This window comes from Janthinobacterium sp. GW460-12-1-14-LB5, from assembly GCF_059423585.1.
The window spans coordinates 89179-112320 of the sequence record NZ_JBWKYD010000022.1; the positions used below are offsets into that span (position 1 = coordinate 89179).

Genomic DNA, 23142 nt, shown 5'->3' on the forward strand with positions numbered 1-23142 from the left:
TCCTACCTCGCTTTATTTTTATTGACCAAATTTGTGCGGCGGGCGACCTCTAAACTTTTGCCAGCTCAGCAGTCCAGCCCAGCTCGCGGCCATAAAATGTGCCGCTGCAAGACGCCATACGCGCATCTACTCGCGCCAGCTCATGCGCTTGGTTCGGGCTTCCTGCCCAGGCTGTCGCCTCAAAATTCCCATCCTCAAACTTGATCGACACGTTGTACTTGCGCAGCGTTGCGCGCGCCGGTGGGGCGCTGAACAGGCCGTGGAGGGCATCACGGGCGCTCATACTGCTGGCGCTTGCCAAGGGCCGAGGTAGTTGCGGGCCGCCTCGGCACGCATCGCGTCAGCAGCGCCGCATTCCAGGTACTGCAACCGACCGCGTGGCAGGGTGGCGCCGAACGAGTTGCAAATCTCCAGGCGGCGCGGGCTGCCGATGCTGGCGACCAGGCCGGCGCAATGTCCGTCGTTGGTGGTTTTGGTGACGCCGATGTTCGAGGTGATCTTCATGGCGATTAGCCGCGCGCTGGAAGGACGATTGCCGGAATCACTTCGCCGTGGGCGATGAGGACCGCTTCGAGTGCTGCAAGCTCTGCTGGGGACATGTCGTACTCCTGTGTTTGCTTTCGATGGAGTGACTTTACCAAAAAGATAAACATGCAGCAAGCTAAATTTACCAAAAAGATTAATTTATATTTTCGATGCAGCTCTTGGCAAATGAATGGACGAAAAAAAGCCCCGGTAAAGGGGCGGGCGCAAGGCTTTAGAAGGGTAGTTCGGGTGGCGGTGGCGGCCGGTAGGTCTGCCACTCGATTTCGTCAGCGTTGATCTGGTTGATCAGCGGTCCGACGTCGAACGTGGAGTAGCTGCGCGAGAAGCCGCCGACGCGCGGCGACAGCAGCAAAATAGGCAGGGTAGGGAAGAAACGCCGTGCATGCCGCAGCGCGGCCGGGCCGGTGCCTGGCCAGGTGTGCTCCGGCTCGACCTGGACCACGGCCAACTGAATTTGCTTGATCTTGATGATGACGGCGCATAGTTGCATTTCTGCATTATGCTTTGAGCTAGGACAAATGCAAAGATGGGAGTTGGGAAAGTGGATGCTAGATGCGAAAAAAAAAGCCCGCAGGTGCGGGCTGGTGGCTACTTTGATCCTGGTATCAAGACTGGTTGATACATGCCGCCGATTTTTTGAGCTTCAGCGGCTCCACCAGGTAGCAATTTTGCCTTCGTAAGAATGTACTTTGGAAATTTAGTTAGCAAGTAAATTTCCCTGAACCATTGGCGAAATTCTGGTAGTGCCGGATCTGGATAGGCATTTGGTTTTTGTGGGTTGCTAAAAGCCTGAGGATAATAGTCTGGATAATTATGCTCGTACAAAATTCGTTCGCCATATAGTGCTTCGAGGTTGTTATCTTTCCAATGTTTTGCCCATGCAATTCCAACGCTGATATCTGGCAAGGTTTTATCATTAACCGTAAGATCGGCAGATATTAAATCGACGACAAGACCTGTTGTTTCTTTGAAAATTGTGAAGAAGCCTGATGGAGCACTATCTTTTAGCAGTGATACTCTGTCATTGTAATATTTCCATTTGTCGCTCGGAACATAATGCAGGGCATCATAAATGAATGTCCTGAGTCCAAAAGCAGCAAATTTTCGGTAATTTTCCAGCGCTGTAGAGCTATCGGCTTTGGATTCAAAAGCATAATATTCAAGGAATGCCATGCATACGATATCAGGATATGCATAGTGTACAGTCCCATTCTGAATGCTTTCCAGATGCAATTTAGGTTCATTGAACCCTTTGGAATTCAGGTATTGCTTGAAGAACGAAATCCGATCTTTTCCTAATACAACATCGCTCCAGTGCTCCTCCCATTCCTTTGTTATGTTCTGAATGGCATTTCTAGCAATTCCAGTGATGCCGGAGAGTCCGCGCTGGGTTAAGTACGGAATGCCATTGTCAAGCACCCCCATCTCAATCCCGTTGACATCACGTTGGATTTCGATGCCGAGATCTAGAGGGATTTGTTTTTGAGTGGCCAGTTGGCCTACGGAATTCATCGTTAAGTCCTTGTTTTTACGGCAGTAAATGGCGGCCACTTCGCTGTAAAGAAAGTGGTTTTTATTCAATTATATATAAAATTGCCAACAAGAATTCTAATGAATTATTGCATCATTTTATTAAGCGTACGCCAGCGCTGGGCGACGCAATGCCTATCAACTTACCCTTGCGGTAGAACATGATCTCGCGCGCAGCACCGCCCAGGCAAGCATCCATATCAGCATAGGTCGTGATCATCTGCTGGCGCTTCGCCTCGGGTTGCTTCTCGATTGCGTACGTCCAGTGGACTGTCAGGTGGTCGCCCTCAATGTGAGACTTGGCAAATTCGCTGAGGCCGCGCCGTACATCCTCGGCGGCAGCCTTATTGCATGGCGCCGCGTTGGCCGCGAGTGGTAGGGCCAGGAAAGCAGCAAACAAAAATGATTTTAAGATCATGGCGTCAGTCGATAGGGTTATTGATGCTGTATCTGCATTGGTTTGCCGACGGCTCGTGCACCTTAAGCCTCGTTCAAGTTGGCCGAAACCACTTTGGCGCGGTTGCTCATAACCGATCTTTGAAATTGCGCGGCTCGAAACGGACGACGCGACCGACGACATTACACTCGCCTGCTCGACAAGGCTCCCGCTTAAATGCCGGATTCACGGAAGATAGATACCACTCGCGACGATCATATTCCAGGCGTTTTACTACTGGCTCACCATTAAAGTTTAGTGCGAAAACCCCGCCATTCACTCGGCTGGTATTCCTGATATTGATCACGGCAATGTCGTCCTCGTACAGCAAGGGCTTCATGCTTTCACCCTTTACCTTTACAGCACGAAGCATATCTGGCGTGAGGTCATTTTCTTCGAGCCACTGCCGTGGCACATGGAGCTGCCCACAGTCCTCGAAAAGATAGTCCGCCTCAAATCCGGTGATACCTGCCCGCAATTGATCAGGAAGCATGCGGATGGCAACCATCGCTGGGGCTAGGTCATCGTCATCTGTTACGAGCCTGGTGCCCGAAAGATCAGTTACCTCAGCGTCCTCAGCATCGCGATGCCGAACGTCGAGCCACCCATCGGGCTTATTGAAGGCCTGCTCAATGCGCTTCGCAATTGAATTCCCGATGTTCTTGACTGGCGACTTGCCAATTAGTTGACTGACCTGCGAGGGCACCATGTTGACGGCGCGGCCGAATTCCACTTGGCCGCCTGCGAGGTCGGCAAGGCTTCGGGCGTTTTCTCGTCTGATTTCTTCTCTGGTCATCGCGTGATGGTCTTCTAATTTAACAAAAAGATAAACAACCAAAAAGATAAACAAAATTTCGCAGAAAGTTTATCTTTATGGTAAAGTCGCGGAATGGATATGAAAAATTACCTCAAGCAAGCCGCGCCTTGCGACCGCAAGACCTTGGCCGACGCCGCAGGGACTTCGGTTGCATACCTCTACCTGATTGGTGGCGGCCATCGTCGGGCAGGGCCAGAACTTTGCAAAAAGCTTGTCGCAGCTGAGTCGAAGCTCACTCTCAGCGATCTTCGGCCCGATATTTGGGCACCCAGCCATGAGGTAGCGCCGCGCCGCGCCACCGATTCGGTTCCAGCGCCAAGCCACGCCGGCCGCCAACCTCCCACTACCAACGCCATCTTCGACACCGTGCCGCTGCGGGCTGCCGTCGGCATCGACGTGGGCGTCAAGCCATGATCCGCCTGATCCCAATTTCCCCGCCTCGTTCGGCAGACGACTTCGTGTGCATTCCGATTCTCGAGCCGCACCAGTTGCCTCGCGGCGCGCCGCTCGAGGAGTGCGCATCGCCAGCAAGCGAGCGCCCACCGTAAAACAGCACCAAGCACCACCCTGCATTTTCGCTGTATCCAAACCCTGTAACACCGACCACCAGGAGAAAACCATGAAACAGAAGCAAAAACGTACCGCACTCGTCAAGGGCTATATCACTGACGACAACAAGGATGCCTTGCAAGCCGCATGCACGGCGATGCGCAAGACCGTCAGCGACGTGTTGAACGAATGCACGATCGTGATCATTCGCAATCACCTGGACGCCAGGCCGAAACGGAATGATACGCCGCCGTTTTCCAGCGGAGCTAGGCCCAAATCAGTAAATATCAGGGCCCAAGTTTTGCCGGTACCGCGCCCGTGCTTTGGCGTCGTCCCGCGCGTCGTGCGGATGCGGGTTTAACGGCATGGAGGCAGCTATTGAATAAACCAGCCGAGGTCACAGCCGAGGAAAAGGAGCTGGTCTTCCAGCGTTCGATGATTTACCGCCAGGCCGAGAAAGACCTGCAGGGCGCCAAGGACGGGGAGGGCGAGAGCGTGGCGAAAGCTGCGCACAAGGAAGCGCGCCAGAAATGGCGCGATGCCACCGACAGGGTGGCGAAGAAATACGAGGTGCCGCGGCGCGAGCCTCCATAACGGAACCGCACCCGACAGCTACAGCATCGCACGGCCGGAATCGGCCACTTTAATCACCATCAATTAGGAATATGACATGACGCAAACAACTGCAATTACGCCATATCGCTCGCTGGACAACGCTGCCGGCAACAACGATCTGCTCGACACGCTGCTGGCCAAGGGCCCGAAGAACGATGCAGCCCTGGCCCGCGTGCTGGAAGTGGCGCCGCCTGTGATTTCCAAGATTCGCCACGGCCGCCTGCCGATCGGCGCCTCGCTGTTGATCCGCATGCACGAGGTGTTTGACGTGTCGATCCGCGAGCTCAAGCGCATCGCGCGCGCCGAGGGGGCAGCTTGACCTGGACGACTATGCAGCCGGAAGGCGGCGCCAGCGCGGCGCAGGCCGAGCAAGGCGCCCAGCTGCAAGGGCATGCCGAATGCGAACTGCCGGTCGACCCCGGCCACGTTCGGACGCGCCAGCACTACGAAGCAATGCTGCAGGAACTGCAAGGCCAGAAATGAAAAAAGCCCGCTGGCAGGCGGGCTTCCTTGAAACATCAAAAATTCGCGAAAGAATTTATGAACCAAATTGTACAACACAAAAGCATCAACATCGCGGAAACGGTGATTACCACCGACCAGGACGGCCGTTTTTGCCTGAACGATTTGCATAAAGCATCTGGTGGCGAAGACCGCCATGTCCCTGGCTATTGGCTGGAAAACCGTCAGGCTATCGAATTGGTTGTAGAATTGGAAACTACCGGAATTCCGGTAGTTAAAAAAACTGGCCGCAACGGCGGCACTTACGCGTGCAAGGAGTTGGTCTACGCATACGCCATGTGGATCAGCGCCAAGTTCCACCTGGAAGTCATCCGCACCTTTGACGCCGTGGCCACCGGCCAGGCGCCGGCTGCCGCACCCGCACCCAGCGCAATCTCGCCCGCCAAGGAATTCCGCGCCATCTTCGGCATTGCACGCCTGATTGGCCTCGACAAGAATGCAGCGGCGATCAGCGCGAACCAGGGCACGGCCGCGCTGACCGGCGTGAACATGCTGCAGCTGATGGAACGGACGCACCTGGCCACGCCCAGCCAGGAGATTTACTACACGCCGACGGAGCTGGGCAGCCGCTTCGTCAAGAGCGGCAAGGCATTCAACCAGCTGCTGGTGCAGGCCGGTTTGCAAGAGAACATCGCCGGGCACTGGGTGCCGACGAAGAAGGGCCGGGAGCACGCCTACGTGATGGACACGGGCAAGGCGCACTCCAGCGGCACGCCTATCCAGCAAGTGAAATGGCGCGACTCCGTCCTGGCCGAGGTGGCCTTGTGAATAGCCAAACTGACAATCGCACGCGCCCGACTTTTAGTGTAAATAAGACAAAGCGCCGCCTTTCTGGCGTCACGCTCCCGAAGCAGGGTTCCCGCTCATATGCGCTGCTGCAGGCGATGCTGGCCGGACCAGGCACCTTCTACCAAATCTGCGAGCGCGCAGGTTTCGATATCGAAGAGGCGGGCATGGAACACCGCCTGCGAATGATTTTTTCGCGCTTCATCCAGGGCAATGTGCGCCTGGCGGGCATTCGCTACGCGCTGATAGACGCCTCGCGCGCGGCGCTTCTCGGCGCTGGGCCGGATCAGTCCGGCCAGGTCGCCACGCCGCACTTTCGCGGTACGGTGGGCGCAATGCCTGTCGTGGTCGTTCGCCGGCCTGCGGCCGAGGTGCGCCCATGAAGCCAATAATGTTTGCTTGTTTCTCAAAAGCCCGTAACGAGAAGAAATATGCCGCTAACGGAAAAAACGTGGCAATTGTCGAATGGAAAAAGTTGCTAACCGGTGATTTCGTCAACACCTTGATTGAAAACAGAGAGCGCTTTAGCGCCGCTATTTCGATAGCTTTCGCAAAATTGAATTTGGAATATGGGATCGTGCAAAGGAGAGGGTATCGTTTCCCAATCTTCGCCCAGTACCAAAAAGTAATCAAGTGCCTCAATCATGGAATGGAGCCCGCTTACCATTTTGAAGGCACCCAGCTCATGCGCAGGCACCATTTCCAAGGCGCTTCGACATTGCCTAAGCACTGGAATAATAACGATCCAAGTGACGTGAAATTTAGTTTGGTCGCCATCCCGCGCGGCTTCTTTGAGATTTTTAGTTGCTTCTATCAGTCGCTCATTGGCGCGGACAAGAAGGGCAGAAACTGCAGAAGCTCGGCGGGTCATCACGCGAATATCAGATTCGGCGAGAAGGCGAGCGGAATGTGCATTTTGCCTAGCCATCACGAATATCGCGACCCCCAAAGCGGCGATAGAGCCAATCGCCTGGACCCATCCCGGCCAACTGTCCTTTGTAAGGCCCATATGGTTGCCAATGAGCGCAATAGCAACCGATCCTCCAATCAGAGCGATAGCAAGAAGTACATAGGTTTTCTTCACGAGAACATTCAAAGTTATTTGAAAGGAATCTTAGCATGAAGCGTGATTCCTTCATTACGGCCATGCCCATTACCTTCGGCTCCGTATGCAGCGGTCTTGAGGCTGCCAGCGTCGCCTGGGGGCCGCTCGGCTGGCGCGCCGCCTGGCTGGCCGAGATCGAGCCATTCCCATGCGCCGTGCTGGCGCACCACTATCCGGACGTGCCGAACCTGGGCGACATGACCAAGGTTGCTGCCCTGGTCCGAGACGGCTTCGTGCCTGCGCCGGACGTGTTCTGCGGTGGGACGCCGTGCCAGGCATTCTCGATTGCGGGCCTGCGCAATTCGCTCGACGACGAGCGCGGCAACCTTTCCCTTGTTTTTTGCGAGATTGCAGATGAAATTGACGCACGACGCGCTGCAGCTGGACTTCTTCCAGCCGTTGTCTTCTGGGAAAACGTCCCCGGAGTCCTCTCCACAAAAGACAATGCCTTCGGCTGCTTCCTTGCTGGCCTTGCCGGTGAAGATGATCCAATCGAACCGCCAGGGGGCAAATGGGCGAACGCTGGTTGTGTGTATGGCCCCAAAAGAACAGTCGCGTGGCGGATCCTCGACGCCCAATATTTCGGAGTGGCCCAACGCCGCCGCCGTGTGTTCGTTATCGCAAGTGCTGGAGCAGGGTTCGATCCCGCACAGGTACTTTTTGAGTTCGACGGCGTGCGCCGGGATTCTCCGCCGAGCCGAGAATCGCCGCAAGACATTGCCGGCACAGTTAGAGCGAGCGCTGCGCGCCGTGGCGGAGTGCAAGATGAATGTGGACTCGGCCTCCAGCCAGTCGGTGCCGAGGATATTGGCGGAGCACGACAGAGCGACGGGGAAAACCTTGCTTTCGGTGCTACCGTAGCCGCTCCCGTGGCGTGCGGCGTCGAGCGCCCGCGCGGCGACGGTCTGGACACGCTGATTGCTGGCGTAATCTGCATGGCTCACGGCCAAGGCGGCGCCGAGATTTCGGTTGAGCGCAGCCCGACGCTGACGTGCAACCACGAAGCGCCTATCGCCGCCTATCCGATTCAGAACGCTACACGTGGCAAAAATCAGAACGGCCTGGGAATTGGCGATTCTGGCGCGCCAATGTACACCTTGGACAATGGATCACAGCACGGCGTGGCGCTGGCGCCTATCGCCTTCAGTAGCAAGGACTACGGTGGCGACGTCTGCTACGACCTGTCACCGACGCTGCGCGCCGGAAACCACGCCGGCAGTCATGCCAACGCGGGCAGCCCGCCGGCCATCGCCTTCGACGCCCGCCAGAACACCATCAGTAGCACCGAAGTGTTCGGCGCGCTGGGATCGTCCAGCCCGCAGGCGCAGGCCGTGTGCCAGGCAATCGGCTTCCGGGAAGTGGCTGGCGCGCTGACCAGTAGCTACGGCAAGCAGCCGGATGGTAGCGATTCCGCGCTGGGGCCAAATCTCGCCATCTGCATCACCGGCGACATCACCCACACTCTGAAGGCCGAAGGCTTCGATGCGAGCGAGGATGGAACTGGGCGCGGGCAGCCGATTATCACCTTCCAGAATCGATTCCGTGGAGACGATGGGCGAGGATACCAGCGGGCCCCGGCAGTTTTGCACGGAATACCTCAAGACTAAACCCTTGACGGAGTTCGCCATGGAATTGATTGATCATGAGTGCGATGCGATTTGGTCCTGGCAGGGCGTCCGGATTGACGAAAGCCAGTCGCGCCGCGAGCGGCTGCAAGGCACTGGTGCTTGCGTCAAGCACTTTGAAGTGGTGGGTGGCGGCCTGTTCACTTACCGGCCAATCTTGCGCTGGAACGTCGGTGACGTGTTCGAGGCCCATCGGCTGGCTGGCATCGAGCCGAATCCGCTCTACAAGCAAGGGATGTCGCGCGTCGGCTGCATGCCTTGTATCAATTGCAGCAAAGGGGAGCTGCACGAGGTATGGCGCCGGTTTCCCGAGCACATCGCTCGAATCGCGGAATGGGAGGCTCTGGTGTCGGAAGTGTGCCGGCCACGCTCGCCCGTGTCGTTTTTCCACATGGGCACCAAAGCGCACGCTGGCCAGGCGTCGACCATCGAGTCGGTTGTCGAGTGGTCGAAGACAAGCCGCGGCGGCAAACAGTTTTCATTGCTCACAGCGTTGGACGAGCCAACGGCGTGCAGCTCTGCTTACGGACTTTGCGAATGATGAAGAATATGACCAGCGACAAATGGCGTGGCTACCGCGACGAACCTATCGCCACGACCATCATGGATACGGTCTACGCCAACGGAGCGGTACAGCCACGACTATTCCCAGAGGCCGATTTATGAGCTATGTCTGCTTGAAGTATGCCGCGACTGCGACCACAAGCGCGAAGAGTGAAACCACCGAAGAGAACAAGGCCGCCCGCGCGGAAGTTCCCGACGTCTTTGCAGAATCGCGGGCGGCTTCTGAGGAAGCCTCTGCAGCAGTGGTGCTTCGCTCAGCGAGCTGCAATTGGGCGTCCGCAAGTGCCTGCGCAGCGAAGCTTTCGCGCTCATTTATCCATTCCAGGATGTATGGCAATACCTCGTTGTTTGGTGGAAATGTTGGCAAAACTGATTTTGCCCAGTGTACCCCTCTAACTTCGCACTCGGCCCGAATCCGTTCTCGTGGGTTTTGCATCGCTACTCCTTTCAAAATGAAAAGGTTACCACGATGAAACGATCTCCCATAAAGCGGGGCAACCCGATGGCGCGCACGCCATTCAAGCGCACCTCACCCATGCCTAGCACCGGCATGCTCTCCGTGCAGTCGCACCAGCGCACGGCGCCGAAGCGCAAGGCCGGCTTGAAGGCCAAAGGCCCACGCTCGACGCCGACCCGGCGCGCCGCGCGCGGCCAAGACTGCACGTTGCGCCTGGCTGTCTGCAACTTTGACCCTGATACCACCGTGCTCTGCCACAGCAATTTCCTGGCAGACGGGAAGGGCATGGGCCTGAAGGCGCCGGACACCGCTGCGGCGTTCGGCTGCAGCGCCTGCCACGACGTGCTCGACGGCCGGTGCCAGCGCCCGGCTGATCTGTCGCTGGAAGGCCTGGAGGCTGCCTTTCGCTCGGCCGTCGGCCGCACACACGAAATCTTACGGTCGATGGGCCTGCTCGATGCAGTACCCACCACCACACCCAATTTGGAGAATCCATGAGTGCCTTTAACGCTCAAGAACATGCCGCAGTCACTGAAACAGCCAAATGCGTCGTCATTGGCGACGCCACACTGTATCGCGCTGATTGCATCGCGCTGATGCGCACGCTGCCCGACAATAGCGTCGACAGCGTCGTTACCGACCCGCCGTATGGCATTTCCTTCATGGGCAAGGCCTGGGATGGCGCTGATATCGTGGCGCGCACCGAGCGCCGGCGCGGCTTCGCATCGCATGCGCCTGATGCCGGCCCGAATGGCGGTCACAAGTCGATTGCGGCAGAGGCCGGAAAATACGACCTGACGCCTGCGGCGATGCGGGCTTTTCAGTATTTCAGTGAAGAGTGGGCGCGCGAAGCGTTCCGCGTACTCAAGCCGGGCGGGCATCTGCTGTCGTTTTCGTCGGCGCGCACCTATCATCGTATGACGTCGGGCATAGAGGATGCCGGGTTCGAAATACGCGATCAGATCATGTGGGTGTTCGGCTCGGGCTTTCCGAAATCGCAAAACGTTAGCAAGGCGCTTGACAAGGCCGCCGGCGCCGAGCGCGTGGTGCTAAGCGAAGGGCGTGCAGTCAAGCGAATGATCCCTGGTGCCGACCAGGACGCGACCGGCAGCTGGATGAAGGACAACGGACGAGAGTATGTGCCGCATGTGACGGCGCCGGCGTGCGATGCCGCCGCACAGTGGGACGGCTGGGGTACCGCGCTGAAGCCTGCACACGAGCCGATCTGCGTAGCGCGCAAGCCACTGGGCAAGGGCCACACCGTGGCGGCAAACGTGCTGACATTCGGGACCGGAGCTATCAACATTGACGGCTGCCGTGTTGAGACTGTCGATAACCTAAACGGCGGAACATACTCGCCAGGCGGAAAGGCTGCGCCGATGCCTGGTGATGAGCGCACCGGTGCGGCGCTCGGCATGTTTTCGCCTGGCGCGCGACCAAAATCTAACTTTGTCCAGCCGGAAGGCCGCTGGCCAGCAACCCTGATCCATGACGGCAGCGTCGAGGTGGTGGCACTGTTTCCGGCGCAGGCCGGTGCGAGCGCGCCAGTGCTGGGCACGGAGCCGAGCAGCATGACTACGCCAGTATTTGGTCAGATCAATCGGCAAGCCTGCAACGCTTTCTACGGAGATACTGGCAGCGCCGCCCGTTTTTTTTACTGCGCCAAGGCCAGCCGCTCCGATCGCAACGCCGGCCTGGTCGACCCCGGACATCAGTTTAAGCATGGTGCCACGCTGCGCAAGATCGAGGATGCACCAAAGACCGGCAACATTCACCCGACCGTCAAGCCCACCGACCTGATGGCCTACCTGTGCCGCCTGGTCACTCCACCTGGGGGCGTAGTACTTGACCCGTTCATGGGTAGCGGCAGCACCGGCAAGGCCGCCATGCGGGAAGGCTTCCGCTTTATCGGCGTCGAGCTGTCCGCTGATTACTTCCCGCTCTGCGTGAGTCGCATCCAGCACGAGATCGACTCTGTCGCAGCCGCTGGCGCCGTTGAGCCGATGTCGCAATTTGACCTGTTCGCGGAGGATGTATCGTGACGCAAACTAATTTGTGTGAATTAGTGCAGGGCACCATGCCTGGGGCGGCGGGCGATCCGCTGGTGGCTGCGCTGTTCGGCGCGGCGCGTGTGCAGGAGGCTCGACCTTGAACTACTTCGAGCACCATATTGGCGACTACGACAAGAATACCTCGCACCTTTCCGCCTGCGAGGACGGGATCTATTGCCGCATGATTCGACGCTACCTCGACAAGGAAATGCCACTCGATTCCGACGTCGAGGAAATAAAACGTGTCGTCCGCGCACGTAGCCGCGAAGAAAAAAAAGCGGTTGACGTCGTTCTCAAAGAGTTTTTTTCTCTCGCTGCCGATGGCTGGCACCACAAAACGTGCGACGAAATTATCTTCGCATTCCAGGCCGGCGAGCCAGAGCGCGAGGCGAAGAAGGCGAACGAGGAAACACGCATGAGGCGGCATAGAGACGAGCGTGCAGCCCTGTTTGCCCAGCTTACGGCTGCTGGGCAGCACGCTGCCTGGAATATCGGAATCAAGGAACTCCGGGCGATGGCGGGTGCGTTGCTGGCCCCGAAAATCCCGGAACCTGAAACGCCACCTGTAACGGCACCTGCAACGCCTGCAACGGCTACCCAAACACCAATACCCAATACCCAAACACCAATATATAAAACCTTGTCGGAGAAAATCCCCGACGCGGCGATTCCAACGGTGCCTGTGGTCGATATCAAGGACGCACGGGAAAAGCGTAAGCACAGCGCTGACGATGAGAAGTGTGCACGTTGGCTTTTCGGCCGGGTGCTGGCGAACAACGCCGCCGCCAGGCAGCCGAACTTCGACACCTGGGCCGACGACGTGCGGCTTCTACGCGAGCGCGACAAGCGCACCCACGCGGAAATCTGCGAGCTTTTCCAATGGGCGCAGGGAGACGCGTTCTGGTGTTCGAACATCCTCTCGCCGGCAAAGCTGCGAGAAAAGTGGGATCAACTGACGATGAAGCGAGCGCCCGTGGGCGGAAAGAATGTAAAGCATGGAAACTTTGGCAAGCAGGATTACCACAAGGGCGTTGGGGCAGATGGCACCTTTTGAAGGCAAGAAGCGCTTCGCCAGCGCGCAGATCGAGCGCTGCCCGATGCACGGCGAGTACACGGCCATGCTGATTCGCGGCGCTTGGTCCGGCTGCCCAGATTGCATGAACGTCGAGGACCAGGTGCGCGAGGCCGAGCAACGCGCCGCCTGGCGCCAAGAGCTCAAGGCGCGCGAATGGAGCGCAAAGCTCGGCCGTGCCGCTATTCCCGAGCGTTTTGCTGATCGCCGCCTCGAATCGTACCGGCCGGATTGCCCTGGCGCCGAGCGCGCGCTGGCCGTGGCCACCCGGTACGCCGAGAACTTCGAAGATGCTCGGGCCATTGGCGCGTGCCTGATCTTCGCTGGCGACGTCGGCACCGGGAAGACCCATCTGGCCGTGGGCATCGCCCACCACATCATGGCGCGAGGGCGCCAGGCGGTCTTCACGTCGGTGATGCGCGCGGTGCGCTCCGTCAAGGAGACCTACGCCAAGGGGGCAGGGCGCACAGAGGCGCAGGCCATCCGCGACCTGGTCGACCCTGATCTGCTGATCCTCGACGAGGTGGGCGTGCAGCACGGCAGCGACACGGAAAAGCTGATCCTGTTCGAAATCATTAACGGCCGCTATGAGGCGGCGCGCCCGACCATCGTCATCAGCAACCTGGACGCGGCCGGCCTGGAGCAGTTCCTGGGTGCGCGGGCGTTTGACCGATTGCGCGAAGGCGGCGGCAGGCTGGTGGTCTTCGATTGGGAGTCGCACAGGGGGAAACGCCCGAGCGTCCAGGCCGCGAATGCCGCTCAGGATTTGCCAGAGGCACCGCCGCACTGCGCAAGGGCTATGGCCGCTACGAAGTGACGTACCCATCAGAAAAAACGGCTTAAAAGGCTTTAAATGAAAAATCAAGAAAACAAAATCGCAGCAAACAAACGCCTGGCCGAGTTGCTGGGCTGGACCAGCATTGTCGAGGTGGGCGGCGCCTTGGTTGGCACGCCGCCGGCGGGCGCCGTCGCAAGTCGCGGCCAGGCCATGGTGCCAGACTGGACTGGCGACTGGGCGGCGGCCGGCCCGCTGCTCGCGCAGTTCGAGATCCGGCTGATGCCGATGTCGGCGGGCGTCGATGCAGCCGGTTTCCTGGAGTGGTACCGTTTCTATCCGGACAGGGATGCCGCGGCCCGTGCAGTAATCGTCAAGGCGGTCACGCATCGCCTGGAGAAAGCGCGATGATGGCCCGTGGCTTGCAGGCGCTGGGCCGTCTTAAGGTCGGCGCCATGAACCAGACGGAGGCGGCCTACGCCAGGACGCTGGAGCTGCGCAAGGCCGCCGGCGAGGTGGCCTGGTACAAGTTCGAAGGCCTGAAATTCCGCTTGGCCGACAACACTTTTTACACGCCGGATTTTGCCGTACAGCTGGCCGACGGCGCGCTGGAGGCGCACGAAGTGAAGGGCTACTGGCAAGAGGATGCGCGCGCGAAGATCAAGATCGCGGCCGACATGTACCCGCTGCGCTTCATTGCCGTGCAGGCGCTGCCGAAGAAGGCGGGCGGGGGCTGGAAAGTGGAGGAATTCTGATGGCTGCGAACAAGAAGCCGCGCAAGCGGTACATCCCGAAACCGGCCGTGCTGCCGCCGGGCGCGCGCCCCGCCATGGCATTCGAAATGCTAGGCTTCCAGGCCAGCGAGGCGATGGGGAAGGGTCACTTCCAGGAGCAACACGTCTACGACCTGCTGAGCAACGCCGATATGGCGCGCCGCATTGCGCCAATTGGCCATGCCATCCTGCCGGTGGCCCAAGCAATGGTCGAGGCGATTGCCGAGATCCAGGCGCGCGCCCAGCGCACGGGCACCTTCGGCGTCAACGGCGATGAAATGCGCGTGCTGCGCGATGGCGTTGGCAAGACGATGGTCTTCCTGCGCGGCGTGCCGAATGTCGCAATTGCGCGCGCTGGCCTAGCAGCCGTGCGCGAATTCAACCGGACCGGCGTGCTGCGTGTATGAGCGGTCCCGGAGAGTGGCAGGGCTGGCACAGGGCTAAAAAGGGTGTTAACGTTGGCATACAAAATGAAAGGCAAGACATGGGCTTTACAGACCGCTACATCGCAGCAATCGGTTCGAGCAACCTGATGGACGACGCGCAGCACCACCAGACGGACCCGCTGGCCGCCGCGGCGCTGGCCGGCGACATCGGTGCGCTGCTGTGCCGCGTGAAGTACGCAGACGGCACGCTCAACCGCATGTTCGAGGGCAACCAGCAGAATCTGGCGCAGCTGCTGCGCATCTGGACTGCTGAAGTCATTCGCCGCGGCCGGGCGCGGCGCTGGCTGCCGGAAAACACGGCCTGGGATGCGCAATCTGCCCAGGCGCTGTATCACCGGGTGGCCGAAAAGTCGCTCGCGCACTGGCTCGACGGCAAGTGCAAGGGCTGCAGCGGCACTGGCGTCAAGGTGCTGCTGGGGAATGGCCAGTGCACTTCCTGCAAAGGAACCGGTGTAGCGCCAGTGTACGGCGTTGCCGGTCTGGAGCTGGAGCGCGTCAAGGACATGGTGAGCGAACTCAGCGCCATTTATGACAGCCATTCCGGCCGGGCAGGCGGTTTGTTACGCGGCGGAGACATGTAGCGCAGGTTTTCTTTAGGCCTGTGTTTACAAACAGTATTTCTACGGTATACTGCAGGCCTTCGTTCATAAAAATTCTTCCGGAAATCGTAATGTGCGCATCGCGCCACCGATAGCTGGAACTCGCGACAGTACCCGGACCCAGCGCCGCACCTGCACGCCTTGAATTTGCCGCTCACCACGCGCTATGGCCATGGGAGTAAAAAAACAAAGCCACCCGTGAGGTGGCTTTGTCTATTTTAACTTGATCATTTTGCCGACGTGCAAAAAAGTCCGCCTTGTGATGAATGTGGGCCTTTATTTTTCATGATGCCATTCAATTTGGGTAAGAATGCCGTTGGTCTAGCTTTGCTTTTCACTCGACTCAGGAAAGGTATTTGTGTATCCAGCCGAGTGCTGGCTCTTGTATGTTGTACCAAGCAGCGTCGCCATGTGCCATGCGACAGACGAAAAGAACATCGTCATTGTCGATTACCAGCCCAAGCAGGTTTCGTATCTCAACAGAGTCCAAGTTGGTGAAAACAAACCATGTCGACTCGGCCGGATGACACCAAGTGCCACTGATGTTTTTGATGGCTTCATACAGGGCATCGTAGTTCTTGTCCTTTTTTAAGTCATAAGTAATTAAGTAAATACCCATATATTTGTCCTTTTTTGTGTTATCGAAATTGGATTTTGCGTTATGGCAATTTTCTGACGTAAATCGCCCACTGATTGTTGGTTCCAGTAGATTTTTTGTCTACGGAATAAATAGTACAGCAGGATATGACCATGAAAAATGGAAGTTAACAGAACCATTAGTTCGAAAAAACAGAAGATTATATTTCCTTATCGTCCACTCGTCTTACATGGGGTGGAATTACAGTCGCACACAATCGCGTAAAGCATATAAACCGCGGGTGTAGCTCAATGGTAGAGCGGAAGCCTTCCAAGCTTTCCACGCGGGTTCGATTCCCGCCGCCCGCTCCAGCTCTCCTTGCCCGGCACGCCGGGTTTCGCCGCCTGCCGCATCACTACGCTGGCGGCTTTTCTATTTGAGGTGCTGCATGTTCGATATCGACTTCCGCCAGATGATTATCACCTTGATTCTGATGGGCGCGCTGATCGGCGGCGCCATCGTCGCGCTCGTCATGGTGGCCTGGCCCTGGCTGTGGGCCATGGCCAGGCCAGCGCTGCATGCGGTAACAGCATGAGCAGCCTAATGACTGTCAACACGCTGGGCCCGCAACTGATCGCGCTGCTCGGATTGCCGAAGCACTGCATTTCGTTCGAGTTGCGTTGCGCCGCTGGCGAGCTCGTCACGGTGAAGTGTGAGTTCTACCCGGAAGAGGCGGAAGGTTTCGACTTGGTGCTGGCCGAGTATGAACTGGTGCCGCGCGAGACGCCTGCTTCAGTCGAGCCTCACCCGGCCGAGGTTATCGGCTTCAACGCCTGGATGCGCGAGCGTAGCGAGGCCGCGCACCAAGCCATGATGAAGCACGCCCGGTTATGTCGTAAGGCTAGATAGCGGCATGCTCTTTTGCTCGCTCAGCCTGGGCAAGGTCAACTGCGCCGCCGCGAAAGACGCATGCAAAAAATACGTAATAACTTGTTTCATCCTTGTATTTCGCTGATTTTGCTTTTTCGAAAAGCTGGTCTCCGGCTTTGTCCCAGAGTTCACTTTCCGAGCGTCCCGCAATTGATGCCAGCAAGAGGCCAACATCCTGCACAGCATTGGGCGCCTTCTCTGCGAGGTCATTGACCAAGAGCGCAAGTGCTAATTTAATATCTTCAATTCCAGGCATGATTTCCTCCAAATGGGCATTGATTAATTGATAAATGAAATCTTACCTTGCAGTTCGTGGTACGAAACTATTTATTTTTAGCTTATTTTGCGGCTGCCAGCGCGCTCCAGTGGCAGGGCTTACAAAACGGGCGCAGTTCACCGACGTAGCAAAGATCCAGAGGACTCCAGCCGCGATGCACCGCGGCGCCTGCTGGGGGCGGGCGGTGACACAACGAAGGCAGCCATGCAGAAAATCCAACACCCATCGAATAACGGCGTTCTCGGAGCGCCGGCGGGCTGGGACCAGGGCGAGCTTCCGTGCGGCGCTCTGCCGATCACGCGCACGCACGTTGGCGATCTGCCCGCCGTGGTGTCGTACTGGCGCCCGAGCGTCGAGGAACTGGCCGTGCTGAATTCCGGCGGCTCTATCGCGCTGTGGGTGCTGGGCGCGAGCATGCCACCGGTCAATTTAAGCGTCGAAGGCGCGTGAGACACTACATTTAGTAGGTCGAGAGCGAAAGTGTCAAAAATCGCCGGGCTGAGACCGCCAGAATTACCGTTAAACACTACATCTAGTAGGTCGGAATGAAGAAAAGCCGAAATTCCGCCGCGCCCGCCTCAGCGCGCCCGTTGCCGCCTGCTGAATTTGTCGACCCGCTGAACAACCGTTACATGCCCGCGCCCGAAGTGCTCAAGTGGGCACGCGCAACCATCCTCACTGAAGGCGGCGCGCTCCACAACGAAGATCATGCCCACCTGGAATATGCCGACGTGCAGTTCCTGTGGGCGCCTCAAGGTTTCGTGAAGGCCGGCCGCACCGTGCTGGGCCAGTGCGAGGAAATGACGTTCCGCTGCGGGCCGTGGCAGAAAGGCCGCCAGCAACAGCAGATGGCCGACTGGTTCGGCGCGGTGCCGGACTTCCTCATCACCCTGGACGCATCGTATTGCCTGACCTGCAGCGATGCCGAGTTCTGCGCCTTGGTCGAGCACGAGCTTTATCACATCGCCCAGGAGCAGGATGAATTCGGTGCGCCGGCCTTCAACAAATACGGGCTGCCGAAGCTGTGCATGCGCGGCCATGACGTCGAAGAGTTCGTCGGCGTGGTCCGGCGTTACGGCGCCAGCGAGGACGTGCAGCGCATCATCGACGCAGCAAAGACACCGCCAGAAGTGGCGAGAATCAACATCGCGAGGGCTTGCGGAACCTGTTTGCTGAAGGCTGCATAAGGTTGACCGGCCATTTACCGGAAGGCAACTCATGGCAGCACTACGTGACGAGGTGAAGCTGTTTATCGTCCAAGCGCTGGCCTGTTTCGACACGCCGACGCAGGTGTCGGTGGCAGTAAAGGATGAATTCGGACTCGACGTGCCGCGACAGCAGGTCGCCACCTACGACCCGGAAAAGTATGTGGGGCGCCAGTTGAGCGCCAAATGGAAGACTATTTTCAACGACACGCGGGCCAGGTTCCGAGAGGACACGGCGGCCATTCCGATTGCCAGCCGCGCTTTCCGCTTGCGCGCGCTGGCCAGGATGGCGCAGCAGGCCGAGGGCATGCGCAATATCGCGCTGGCCGTCGCCGTGATCGAGCAGGCAGCCAAGGAAGTAGGCGACGTCTACGTGAATCGCCGCCTCGATGCGCCAAAAGCACCAGGTGATACCGGCGAAGGCTTGCCGTCCGCACCTGAATACATATTGAAGCCCGATGAAGACCTCCCCGACAGCCCGATTCTCTGAAGGGCCCGTCGCGCTGACGCCGAAACAGGCGAACATTTACTGCTGGGGATGGCAAAAGAAGGCTCGGTTCCGCGATGCGGTGTGCGGCCGGCGCTTCGGTAAGACGTTCCTGGGTAAGGCCGAGATTCGCCGTGCTGCGCGCCTGGCTGCCGAGTGGGGCGTCAGCACCGAGGACGAGATTTGGTATTGCGCGCCTACGTTCAAGCAGGCGAAACGGGTTTTCTGGAAGCGCCTCAAGCAGGCCATTCCGCCTAGCTGGCGCGCCGGGAAGCCGAACGAGACGGAATGCTCGATCACCACCAAGGCCGGCCACGTCATCCGCATTGTCGGCCTGGACGCGTACGACAACCTCCGCGGCTCCGGGCTGTTCTTTGCGCTGGTCGATGAATGGGCCGACTGCGTGTACGCGGCCTGGGAGGAGGTGCTCCGCCCGATGCTGTCGACCTGTCGCTTCGTCATCAACGGCGAGGAGCGGGTGGGTGGCTATGCGCTGCGCATTGGCACGCCGAAAGGCTTCAATCATTGCTATGACAGCTACCTTGATGGCCAGGGCCGTGAGCCTGACCACAAGAGTTGGCTTTACACGTCGGTCGATGGCGGCAACGTCCCGGCCGAAGAGATCGAAGCGGCGCGGCGCAAGATGGATCCGCGCACGTTCCGCCAGGAGTACCTGGCCAGCTTCGAGAATTACCAAGGCGTCATCTATTACTGCTTCGATCGGCGACGCAACCATACCGATGACACGGTCAAGCCAGGCGACGCGCTGCATATTGGCATGGACTTCAACGTCGGCAAAGGCGCCGCGGTGGTTTTCGTGATTCGCGACGACCTGCCGCGTGCTGTCGATGAATTGATGGAGGTGTTCGACACGCCGGCTATGATCGAGAAGATCAAGGGGCGTTACAAGCAGGCCGGCCAGCAGCACCTGATAACGATTTATCCGGATGCGTCCGGCCAGAACCGTAAGAGCAGTGGCGCCAGCGAATCGGACCTGTCGCTGCTGCGCGCCGCTGGCTTCACGGTAGTGGTCGACCATGCAAATCCTGCGGTGAAAGACCGGATCAACAGCGTCAACGCGATGCTGTGCAACACCTACGACCAGCGCCGCATGCTGGTCAATGCCACCAAGTGCCCGAAATACACGCTCAGCCTGGAGCGTCAGATTTATGACGACAAGGGCGAGCCGGACAAGAAGGGCGGCTTTGACCATGCCAATGATGCCGGCGGCTACTTCATCACCAAGCGCTGGCCAGTGACGAGCCGCACGACGACCACCGCGCCGCTGCGCATGTAACAACAAGGATTTCCATGACCGATGTACGCACACAATCAGCCGAAGCCGCGAAGCTGAACGAGGATTGCGCGCTGATCGTCGCGCTGCTGGGCGGCACGAAGACCATGAGGGCGGCCGGCAGGAAGTATCTGCCGCAGTGGCCGGGTGAGGACAGCGAAAGCTACGATCTGCGCCTGGCCGTCGCCACACTGTTCCCAGCCTACGCCCGCACCATCGACGTGCTGTCGGCCAAGCCATTCAGCAAGCCGGTGACGCTGGGCGAGGATGTGCCGGAACGGATCAAGCCATGGCTGCAAGACGTCGACCTGTCTGGCCGCGACCTGCATAGCTTCCTGTCGGAAATTACCCAGGAGGCGATGGGCTACGGCTTCGCTGGCATCTTGGTCGACTTCCCCAAGGCTGGCAACCTGGTCACGAAGGCCGAAGAGCAGGCCGCCGGCGTGCGCCCGTACTTCGTCCAGGTGCACGTGCAAAACGTCCTGGGCTGGCTGCCGAAGAATGCGACCAGTCTTGACGGGCTGACCCAGCTGCGGTTGCTGGAAAGCGTGTCCGAGCCGAATGGCGACTTCGATACCAAGGAAATCGAGCAGGTGCGCGTGCTCGGGCGCGGCACCTGGCAGACCTGGCGCCAGCGCGAAACGGCTGGCAAAAAGGACTGGGTGTTGCACGAGGAGGGCATCACCTCACTGAAACGCATCGCATTCGTGCCGGTCTATGGCAAGCGCCTGGGCTACATGCAGGCCACGCCGCCGCTGCTCGAGCTGGCGCACAGCAACGTGGAGCACTGGCAGAGCAAGAGCGACCAGCAGAACATTCTGCACGTCGCGCGCGTGCCGATCCTGTTTGCCAAGATGCTGGGCGAGGGCGGTATCACGGTTGGCGCCGGCAGCGCGGTGAAATCCGAATCGCCAGAAGGCGACCTGAAATTCGTGGAGCACGGCGGCAAGGCCATCGAGGCCGGCCGTCTGTCAATCCTCGATCTGGAAGACCGCATGCGCCAGGCCGGCGCCGAACTGCTGGTGATCAAGCCGGGCAACGTGACAGAATCGCAGACCCTGGCCGACAACGAGCAGGGTGCATGCGCGCTGCAGAAGATCGCGGGCAACGTCGAGGATGCCGGCGACCAAGCGCTGCAGTTCATGGCTGAATGGGTGGGCGAGGCCGAAGGCGGCCATATCACCATTTTTAAGGATTTCGGTGCCGCATCGCTGGCCGAGGCCAGTGCCGAGCTGCTGTTCAAGAGTGCTGCCAGCGGGAAAATCTCGGGCGAGACGTACTTCAACGAGCTGCAGCGCCGCGGCATCCTGTCGCCGGATCTGGACTGGGAAACGGAACAGGAGCGCATCCAGTCGGCTCCGCCCGACCTGGTGGGGGCATAAATGGGCGCGCTCGAAGAGTGGATTGCCGAGATGTTCCTCGTGCATTCCCTGAATCTGCAGCGCTTTTCTGCGGACGTGCAAGGCAAGATCGTTGCGCTGATGGGCGCCATGTCGAAGGAGCTCGCGGGCAAGCTGGGTGAAGGCGAGGTGTCGAGCTATGGAAAACAGCGGCTGGCCGCGCTGCTGCGCGAATCGAATGCGGTGATTTCCTCCCATTACAGTGGCATGGAAGCGGAAGCCATGCGCAATCTGCTGGGCATGACCCGCATCGAGGCGGACTACACGGCCAAGGTGTTGACGCAGGGCCTCAAGATAGAGCTGGGCGCCAAGTTGCCGCCGGCTACCTATCTTGAAAAGCTGGTCGGCGACACCTTGATCAAGGGCGCCTCGTCCGCGAACTGGTGGAAGCGCCAGGAGCTGGCCACTCAGTTCAAGTTTGCTGACCAGGTGCGGCTCGGTGCTGCACAGGGCGAAACGACTTCACAGATTGTGGCGCGAGTCATCGGCACCAGTGCCAAGGCCGCCGGCGGCGATGCGGAGGTCATGCCCGGCATCCTGAAGACGTCCGAAGCGAACGCCCGCGCGCTGGTGCACAGTTCGGTGCAGGCCGTGGCCAACGCCGCACGGCTTGCTAGCTTCCAGGCGAATGCGGACTTGATCGAGTGCCTGATGTGGCTCGGCACGCTGGACTCGCATACTTGCTTGCTGTGTGCCATGCGCGACCAAATGGAGTACTCGCTACACGATCTGGAGCCGATCAACCACACACACGAATGGGCGGGCGGGCCTGGCGCCATCCATTTCAGCTGCCGCTGCGTGCTCAGCACGCGCACCAAGTCCTTTGCGGACCTGGGCATCGAGCTGGACGAGCCGGGCGAAAGCACTCGACCCAGCGATGGCGGAGCAGTCAGTAGCAAGATGAATTTCGCCAGCTTCCTGGCCAGCAAGGATAAGGCCTGGCGGGCCGAGTACTTGGGCCCGGGCCGTGCCGAGATGTACGAGGCGGGCAAGATCACGCTGAATGATCTGATGAACCTCAAAGGAAGAAGAATAACCCTTGAGGAACTACGGACTAAATATAGTCAGTAGGATAAACTATTCTTCAATATCGATCATGAAATTGCAATTATTACCTTTACTATTTTCTCAGCGGGAATTGATTTTTGCTGTTGGAATGAAAAATTGGAAAACTGGGCACATTTTCTTTCTTTTACTGCAGCTTGTGGGGGCTGCGGGGCATTTGTTGATTTTTTGATTGGAAAAGCTGGGCAAAAGAATGTGCGCAAAGTTGTTGAAACTTGGTGGATTAAATTGGCTGAATTGCCTTCCAAATACTATTCCAGAGCGGAGGCAGAGTTCGCATATAATTTCCTTGTGAAATATGTAGGTAAGCTATTCAGTCTTCAGAGGTTGAAGGCAGTGTTGTTTATATTCTGCGCATGTATTCTGATTTGGATAATGGTTTTTTCGTTGGATGTTCCATTATTCAACCCCATGGATTCAAGTTGGCCAAAATACAGTTTTAAATATAAATTATTATTTCTTTTTATTCATCTGTTTCTATTATGGATATCGCTTTCATTTACAATTTTCTTGGTGGGGAAAATTAAATATATAATAACTGATTCTGCGCTTTTGAATTTCGTCATTTATATATTGTTTTTTACGATTCAATTGTTTTCGATATTCCTCGTCCCAGTGTTGCAGGTCATTTCCATATCC

Annotated in this window: 33 protein-coding genes, 1 tRNA gene and 2 pseudogenes; 27 read left to right on the forward strand and 9 right to left on the reverse strand. The window is 58.3% G+C overall.

What is annotated here, in order from left to right; all coding sequences use genetic code 11:
• Nucleotides 1-49: 49 nt before the first annotated feature.
• The 6 genes from AC07X6_RS21795 to AC07X6_RS21820 all read right to left on the reverse strand — a co-directional run bounded on the left by AC07X6_RS21795 (nucleotide 50) and on the right by AC07X6_RS21820 (nucleotide 3362).
• Nucleotides 50-283 (reverse strand): hypothetical protein, encoded by a 234-nt coding sequence (locus tag AC07X6_RS21795; protein WP_494792358.1) that lies wholly within the window; start codon nucleotides 281-283, stop codon nucleotides 50-52.
• Entirely contained in the window at nucleotides 280-504 is a 225-nt protein-coding gene (locus tag AC07X6_RS21800) for a hypothetical protein (protein WP_494792359.1), read from the reverse strand. Before AC07X6_RS21800 ends, AC07X6_RS21795 begins: the two co-directional genes overlap by 4 nt.
• Nucleotides 505-757: 253 nt before the next feature.
• Complete coding sequence (locus AC07X6_RS21805) at nucleotides 758-1036, reverse strand: hypothetical protein (RefSeq protein ID WP_494792360.1); 279 nt, start codon at nucleotides 1034-1036, stop codon at nucleotides 758-760.
• A 98-nt stretch (nucleotides 1037-1134) separates the two neighbouring features.
• Nucleotides 1135-2058 (reverse strand): BstA C-terminal domain-containing protein, encoded by a 924-nt coding sequence (locus tag AC07X6_RS21810; protein WP_494792361.1) that lies wholly within the window; start codon nucleotides 2056-2058, stop codon nucleotides 1135-1137.
• Between the two features lie 112 nt (nucleotides 2059-2170).
• Nucleotides 2171-2656, reverse strand: a complete 486-nt coding sequence (locus AC07X6_RS21815; RefSeq protein WP_494792392.1) for a hypothetical protein — start codon at nucleotides 2654-2656, stop codon at nucleotides 2171-2173.
• Entirely contained in the window at nucleotides 2601-3362 is a 762-nt protein-coding gene (locus AC07X6_RS21820; protein ID WP_494792362.1) for a S24 family peptidase, read from the reverse strand. Before AC07X6_RS21820 ends, AC07X6_RS21815 begins: the two co-directional genes overlap by 56 nt.
• A gap of 45 nt (nucleotides 3363-3407) precedes the next feature.
• Here AC07X6_RS21820 and AC07X6_RS21825 point away from each other — a divergent pair, with 45 nt between their 5' ends.
• From AC07X6_RS21825 to AC07X6_RS21855, 7 genes and pseudogenes are all read left to right on the forward strand, one after another.
• Entirely contained in the window at nucleotides 3408-3743 is a 336-nt protein-coding gene (locus AC07X6_RS21825) for a hypothetical protein (protein ID WP_494792363.1), read from the forward strand.
• 205 nt (nucleotides 3744-3948) lie between these two features.
• A complete protein-coding gene (locus tag AC07X6_RS21830; protein ID WP_494792364.1) occupies nucleotides 3949-4239 on the forward strand; it encodes a hypothetical protein in 291 nt (96 codons plus the stop codon).
• A gap of 17 nt (nucleotides 4240-4256) precedes the next feature.
• On the forward strand, nucleotides 4257-4472 hold the full coding sequence (locus AC07X6_RS21835; RefSeq protein ID WP_494792365.1) for a hypothetical protein: 216 nt from the start codon (nucleotides 4257-4259) through the stop codon (nucleotides 4470-4472).
• Between the two features lie 76 nt (nucleotides 4473-4548).
• Nucleotides 4549-4788, forward strand: a pseudogene (locus AC07X6_RS21840) (helix-turn-helix domain-containing protein); the annotation flags it as partial.
• 20 nt (nucleotides 4789-4808) lie between these two features.
• Nucleotides 4809-4976, forward strand: a complete 168-nt coding sequence (locus AC07X6_RS21845) for a hypothetical protein (RefSeq protein WP_494792366.1) — start codon at nucleotides 4809-4811, stop codon at nucleotides 4974-4976.
• A gap of 57 nt (nucleotides 4977-5033) precedes the next feature.
• On the forward strand, nucleotides 5034-5783 hold the full coding sequence (locus AC07X6_RS21850; protein WP_494792367.1) for a KilA-N domain-containing protein: 750 nt from the start codon (nucleotides 5034-5036) through the stop codon (nucleotides 5781-5783).
• The gene (locus AC07X6_RS21855) at nucleotides 5780-6184 is read left to right on the forward strand and encodes a hypothetical protein (protein ID WP_494792368.1); all 405 of its coding nucleotides are present in this window, start codon (nucleotides 5780-5782) and stop codon (nucleotides 6182-6184) included. Before AC07X6_RS21850 ends, AC07X6_RS21855 begins: the two co-directional genes overlap by 4 nt.
• A gap of 95 nt (nucleotides 6185-6279) precedes the next feature.
• Here the strand turns inward: AC07X6_RS21855 and AC07X6_RS21860 are convergent, their stop codons facing one another.
• Nucleotides 6280-6885: a hypothetical protein gene (locus tag AC07X6_RS21860; protein WP_494792369.1), complete on the reverse strand. Its 606-nt coding sequence runs from the start codon at nucleotides 6883-6885 to the stop codon at nucleotides 6280-6282.
• A 35-nt stretch (nucleotides 6886-6920) separates the two neighbouring features.
• Between AC07X6_RS21860 and AC07X6_RS21865 the strand changes: the two genes are divergently transcribed.
• The 10 genes and pseudogenes from AC07X6_RS21865 to AC07X6_RS21910 all read left to right on the forward strand — a co-directional run bounded on the left by AC07X6_RS21865 (nucleotide 6921) and on the right by AC07X6_RS21910 (nucleotide 15250).
• Nucleotides 6921-8513 (forward strand): DNA cytosine methyltransferase, encoded by a 1593-nt coding sequence (locus AC07X6_RS21865; RefSeq protein ID WP_494792370.1) that lies wholly within the window; start codon nucleotides 6921-6923, stop codon nucleotides 8511-8513.
• Nucleotides 8473-9072, forward strand: a pseudogene (locus tag AC07X6_RS21870) (phosphoadenosine phosphosulfate reductase domain-containing protein); the annotation flags it as partial. The gene AC07X6_RS21865 and the pseudogene AC07X6_RS21870, both read left to right, overlap by 41 nt.
• Before the next feature lie 492 nt (nucleotides 9073-9564).
• Complete coding sequence (locus tag AC07X6_RS21875; protein WP_494792371.1) at nucleotides 9565-10050, forward strand: nuclease domain-containing protein; 486 nt, start codon at nucleotides 9565-9567, stop codon at nucleotides 10048-10050.
• A complete protein-coding gene (locus AC07X6_RS21880; protein WP_494792372.1) occupies nucleotides 10047-11594 on the forward strand; it encodes a DNA-methyltransferase in 1548 nt (515 codons plus the stop codon). Before AC07X6_RS21875 ends, AC07X6_RS21880 begins: the two co-directional genes overlap by 4 nt.
• A 106-nt stretch (nucleotides 11595-11700) precedes the next feature.
• Complete coding sequence (locus AC07X6_RS21885; protein ID WP_494792373.1) at nucleotides 11701-12657, forward strand: YdaU family protein; 957 nt, start codon at nucleotides 11701-11703, stop codon at nucleotides 12655-12657.
• Entirely contained in the window at nucleotides 12644-13492 is an 849-nt protein-coding gene (locus tag AC07X6_RS21890) for an ATP-binding protein (protein WP_494792374.1), read from the forward strand. Before AC07X6_RS21885 ends, AC07X6_RS21890 begins: the two co-directional genes overlap by 14 nt.
• 36 nt (nucleotides 13493-13528) lie before the next feature.
• Nucleotides 13529-13861 (forward strand): hypothetical protein, encoded by a 333-nt coding sequence (locus AC07X6_RS21895; RefSeq protein WP_494792375.1) that lies wholly within the window; start codon nucleotides 13529-13531, stop codon nucleotides 13859-13861.
• The gene (locus AC07X6_RS21900) at nucleotides 13858-14205 is read left to right on the forward strand and encodes a DUF1064 domain-containing protein (protein ID WP_240453379.1); all 348 of its coding nucleotides are present in this window, start codon (nucleotides 13858-13860) and stop codon (nucleotides 14203-14205) included. The genes AC07X6_RS21895 and AC07X6_RS21900 overlap by 4 nt, the downstream gene beginning before the upstream one ends.
• Nucleotides 14205-14630, forward strand: a complete 426-nt coding sequence (locus AC07X6_RS21905; RefSeq protein ID WP_494792376.1) for a hypothetical protein — start codon at nucleotides 14205-14207, stop codon at nucleotides 14628-14630. Before AC07X6_RS21900 ends, AC07X6_RS21905 begins: the two co-directional genes overlap by 1 nt.
• Before the next feature lie 77 nt (nucleotides 14631-14707).
• Complete coding sequence (locus AC07X6_RS21910; RefSeq protein ID WP_494792377.1) at nucleotides 14708-15250, forward strand: hypothetical protein; 543 nt, start codon at nucleotides 14708-14710, stop codon at nucleotides 15248-15250.
• A 361-nt stretch (nucleotides 15251-15611) separates the two neighbouring features.
• Here AC07X6_RS21910 and AC07X6_RS21915 read toward each other — a convergent pair whose 3' ends face one another.
• Nucleotides 15612-15887: a hypothetical protein gene (locus AC07X6_RS21915; RefSeq protein ID WP_494792378.1), complete on the reverse strand. Its 276-nt coding sequence runs from the start codon at nucleotides 15885-15887 to the stop codon at nucleotides 15612-15614.
• Between the two features lie 255 nt (nucleotides 15888-16142).
• Between AC07X6_RS21915 and AC07X6_RS21920 the strand changes: the two genes are divergently transcribed.
• From AC07X6_RS21920 to AC07X6_RS21930, 3 genes are all read left to right on the forward strand, one after another.
• A tRNA-Gly gene (locus AC07X6_RS21920) sits at nucleotides 16143-16216 on the forward strand.
• Between the two features lie 77 nt (nucleotides 16217-16293).
• Nucleotides 16294-16440 (forward strand): hypothetical protein, encoded by a 147-nt coding sequence (locus AC07X6_RS21925; RefSeq protein ID WP_494792379.1) that lies wholly within the window; start codon nucleotides 16294-16296, stop codon nucleotides 16438-16440.
• An 8-nt stretch (nucleotides 16441-16448) separates the two neighbouring features.
• Complete coding sequence (locus AC07X6_RS21930; protein WP_494792380.1) at nucleotides 16449-16754, forward strand: hypothetical protein; 306 nt, start codon at nucleotides 16449-16451, stop codon at nucleotides 16752-16754.
• Here AC07X6_RS21930 and AC07X6_RS21935 read toward each other — a convergent pair.
• Complete coding sequence (locus AC07X6_RS21935) at nucleotides 16747-17031, reverse strand: hypothetical protein (RefSeq protein ID WP_494792381.1); 285 nt, start codon at nucleotides 17029-17031, stop codon at nucleotides 16747-16749. The genes AC07X6_RS21930 and AC07X6_RS21935 overlap by 8 nt on opposite strands.
• Nucleotides 17032-17256: 225 nt before the next feature.
• Between AC07X6_RS21935 and AC07X6_RS21940 the strand changes: the two genes are divergently transcribed.
• The 7 genes from AC07X6_RS21940 to AC07X6_RS21970 form a co-directional block, all read left to right on the forward strand.
• A complete protein-coding gene (locus tag AC07X6_RS21940; protein ID WP_494792382.1) occupies nucleotides 17257-17502 on the forward strand; it encodes a hypothetical protein in 246 nt (81 codons plus the stop codon).
• A gap of 95 nt (nucleotides 17503-17597) precedes the next feature.
• Nucleotides 17598-18239 (forward strand): putative metallopeptidase, encoded by a 642-nt coding sequence (locus AC07X6_RS21945; RefSeq protein ID WP_494792383.1) that lies wholly within the window; start codon nucleotides 17598-17600, stop codon nucleotides 18237-18239.
• Between the two features lie 31 nt (nucleotides 18240-18270).
• Nucleotides 18271-18747 carry a DUF2280 domain-containing protein gene (locus tag AC07X6_RS21950; RefSeq protein WP_494792384.1) on the forward strand — a complete coding sequence of 159 codons (477 nt, stop codon included), beginning with the start codon at nucleotides 18271-18273 and terminating at the stop codon, nucleotides 18745-18747.
• Complete coding sequence (locus tag AC07X6_RS21955) at nucleotides 18716-20041, forward strand: phage terminase large subunit family protein (RefSeq protein ID WP_494792385.1); 1326 nt, start codon at nucleotides 18716-18718, stop codon at nucleotides 20039-20041. The genes AC07X6_RS21950 and AC07X6_RS21955 overlap by 32 nt, the downstream gene beginning before the upstream one ends.
• A gap of 14 nt (nucleotides 20042-20055) precedes the next feature.
• The gene (locus AC07X6_RS21960; protein WP_494792386.1) at nucleotides 20056-21420 is read left to right on the forward strand and encodes a DUF4055 domain-containing protein; all 1365 of its coding nucleotides are present in this window, start codon (nucleotides 20056-20058) and stop codon (nucleotides 21418-21420) included.
• Complete coding sequence (locus tag AC07X6_RS21965; RefSeq protein ID WP_494792387.1) at nucleotides 21421-22509, forward strand: phage minor head protein; 1089 nt, start codon at nucleotides 21421-21423, stop codon at nucleotides 22507-22509.
• Between the two features lie 93 nt (nucleotides 22510-22602).
• On the forward strand, nucleotides 22603-23142 hold a 540-nt coding region (locus AC07X6_RS21970), incomplete at its 3' end, for a hypothetical protein (RefSeq protein WP_494792388.1).

Coding starts and splice junctions, on each gene's coding strand:
- AC07X6_RS21955 (WP_494792385.1), top strand. CDS start 18,716: ATGAAGACCTCCCCGACAGCCCGATTCTCTGAAGGGCCCGTCGCGCTG.
- AC07X6_RS21905 (WP_494792376.1), top strand. CDS start 14,205: ATGGCTGCGAACAAGAAGCCGCGCAAGCGGTACATCCCGAAACCGGCC.
- AC07X6_RS21800 (WP_494792359.1), bottom strand. CDS start 504: ATGAAGATCACCTCGAACATCGGCGTCACCAAAACCACCAACGACGGA.
- AC07X6_RS21945 (WP_494792383.1), top strand. CDS start 17,598: ATGAAGAAAAGCCGAAATTCCGCCGCGCCCGCCTCAGCGCGCCCGTTG.
- AC07X6_RS21950 (WP_494792384.1), top strand. CDS start 18,271: ATGGCAGCACTACGTGACGAGGTGAAGCTGTTTATCGTCCAAGCGCTG.
- AC07X6_RS21925 (WP_494792379.1), top strand. CDS start 16,294: ATGTTCGATATCGACTTCCGCCAGATGATTATCACCTTGATTCTGATG.
- AC07X6_RS21895 (WP_494792375.1), top strand. CDS start 13,529: ATGAAAAATCAAGAAAACAAAATCGCAGCAAACAAACGCCTGGCCGAG.
- AC07X6_RS21965 (WP_494792387.1), top strand. CDS start 21,421: ATGGGCGCGCTCGAAGAGTGGATTGCCGAGATGTTCCTCGTGCATTCC.
- AC07X6_RS21880 (WP_494792372.1), top strand. CDS start 10,047: ATGAGTGCCTTTAACGCTCAAGAACATGCCGCAGTCACTGAAACAGCC.
- AC07X6_RS21915 (WP_494792378.1), bottom strand. CDS start 15,887: ATGGGTATTTACTTAATTACTTATGACTTAAAAAAGGACAAGAACTAC.
- AC07X6_RS21890 (WP_494792374.1), top strand. CDS start 12,644: ATGGCACCTTTTGAAGGCAAGAAGCGCTTCGCCAGCGCGCAGATCGAG.
- AC07X6_RS21940 (WP_494792382.1), top strand. CDS start 17,257: ATGCAGAAAATCCAACACCCATCGAATAACGGCGTTCTCGGAGCGCCG.
- AC07X6_RS21875 (WP_494792371.1), top strand. CDS start 9,565: ATGAAACGATCTCCCATAAAGCGGGGCAACCCGATGGCGCGCACGCCA.
- AC07X6_RS21830 (WP_494792364.1), top strand. CDS start 3,949: ATGAAACAGAAGCAAAAACGTACCGCACTCGTCAAGGGCTATATCACT.
- AC07X6_RS21825 (WP_494792363.1), top strand. CDS start 3,408: ATGAAAAATTACCTCAAGCAAGCCGCGCCTTGCGACCGCAAGACCTTG.
- AC07X6_RS21810 (WP_494792361.1), bottom strand. CDS start 2,058: ATGAATTCCGTAGGCCAACTGGCCACTCAAAAACAAATCCCTCTAGAT.
- AC07X6_RS21865 (WP_494792370.1), top strand. CDS start 6,921: ATGAAGCGTGATTCCTTCATTACGGCCATGCCCATTACCTTCGGCTCC.
- AC07X6_RS21930 (WP_494792380.1), top strand. CDS start 16,449: ATGACTGTCAACACGCTGGGCCCGCAACTGATCGCGCTGCTCGGATTG.
- AC07X6_RS21815 (WP_494792392.1), bottom strand. CDS start 2,656: ATGTCGTCGGTCGCGTCGTCCGTTTCGAGCCGCGCAATTTCAAAGATC.
- AC07X6_RS21795 (WP_494792358.1), bottom strand. CDS start 283: ATGAGCGCCCGTGATGCCCTCCACGGCCTGTTCAGCGCCCCACCGGCG.
- AC07X6_RS21935 (WP_494792381.1), bottom strand. CDS start 17,031: ATGCCTGGAATTGAAGATATTAAATTAGCACTTGCGCTCTTGGTCAAT.
- AC07X6_RS21960 (WP_494792386.1), top strand. CDS start 20,056: ATGACCGATGTACGCACACAATCAGCCGAAGCCGCGAAGCTGAACGAG.
- AC07X6_RS21805 (WP_494792360.1), bottom strand. CDS start 1,036: ATGCAACTATGCGCCGTCATCATCAAGATCAAGCAAATTCAGTTGGCC.
- AC07X6_RS21910 (WP_494792377.1), top strand. CDS start 14,708: ATGGGCTTTACAGACCGCTACATCGCAGCAATCGGTTCGAGCAACCTG.
- AC07X6_RS21900 (WP_240453379.1), top strand. CDS start 13,858: ATGATGGCCCGTGGCTTGCAGGCGCTGGGCCGTCTTAAGGTCGGCGCC.
- AC07X6_RS21850 (WP_494792367.1), top strand. CDS start 5,034: ATGAACCAAATTGTACAACACAAAAGCATCAACATCGCGGAAACGGTG.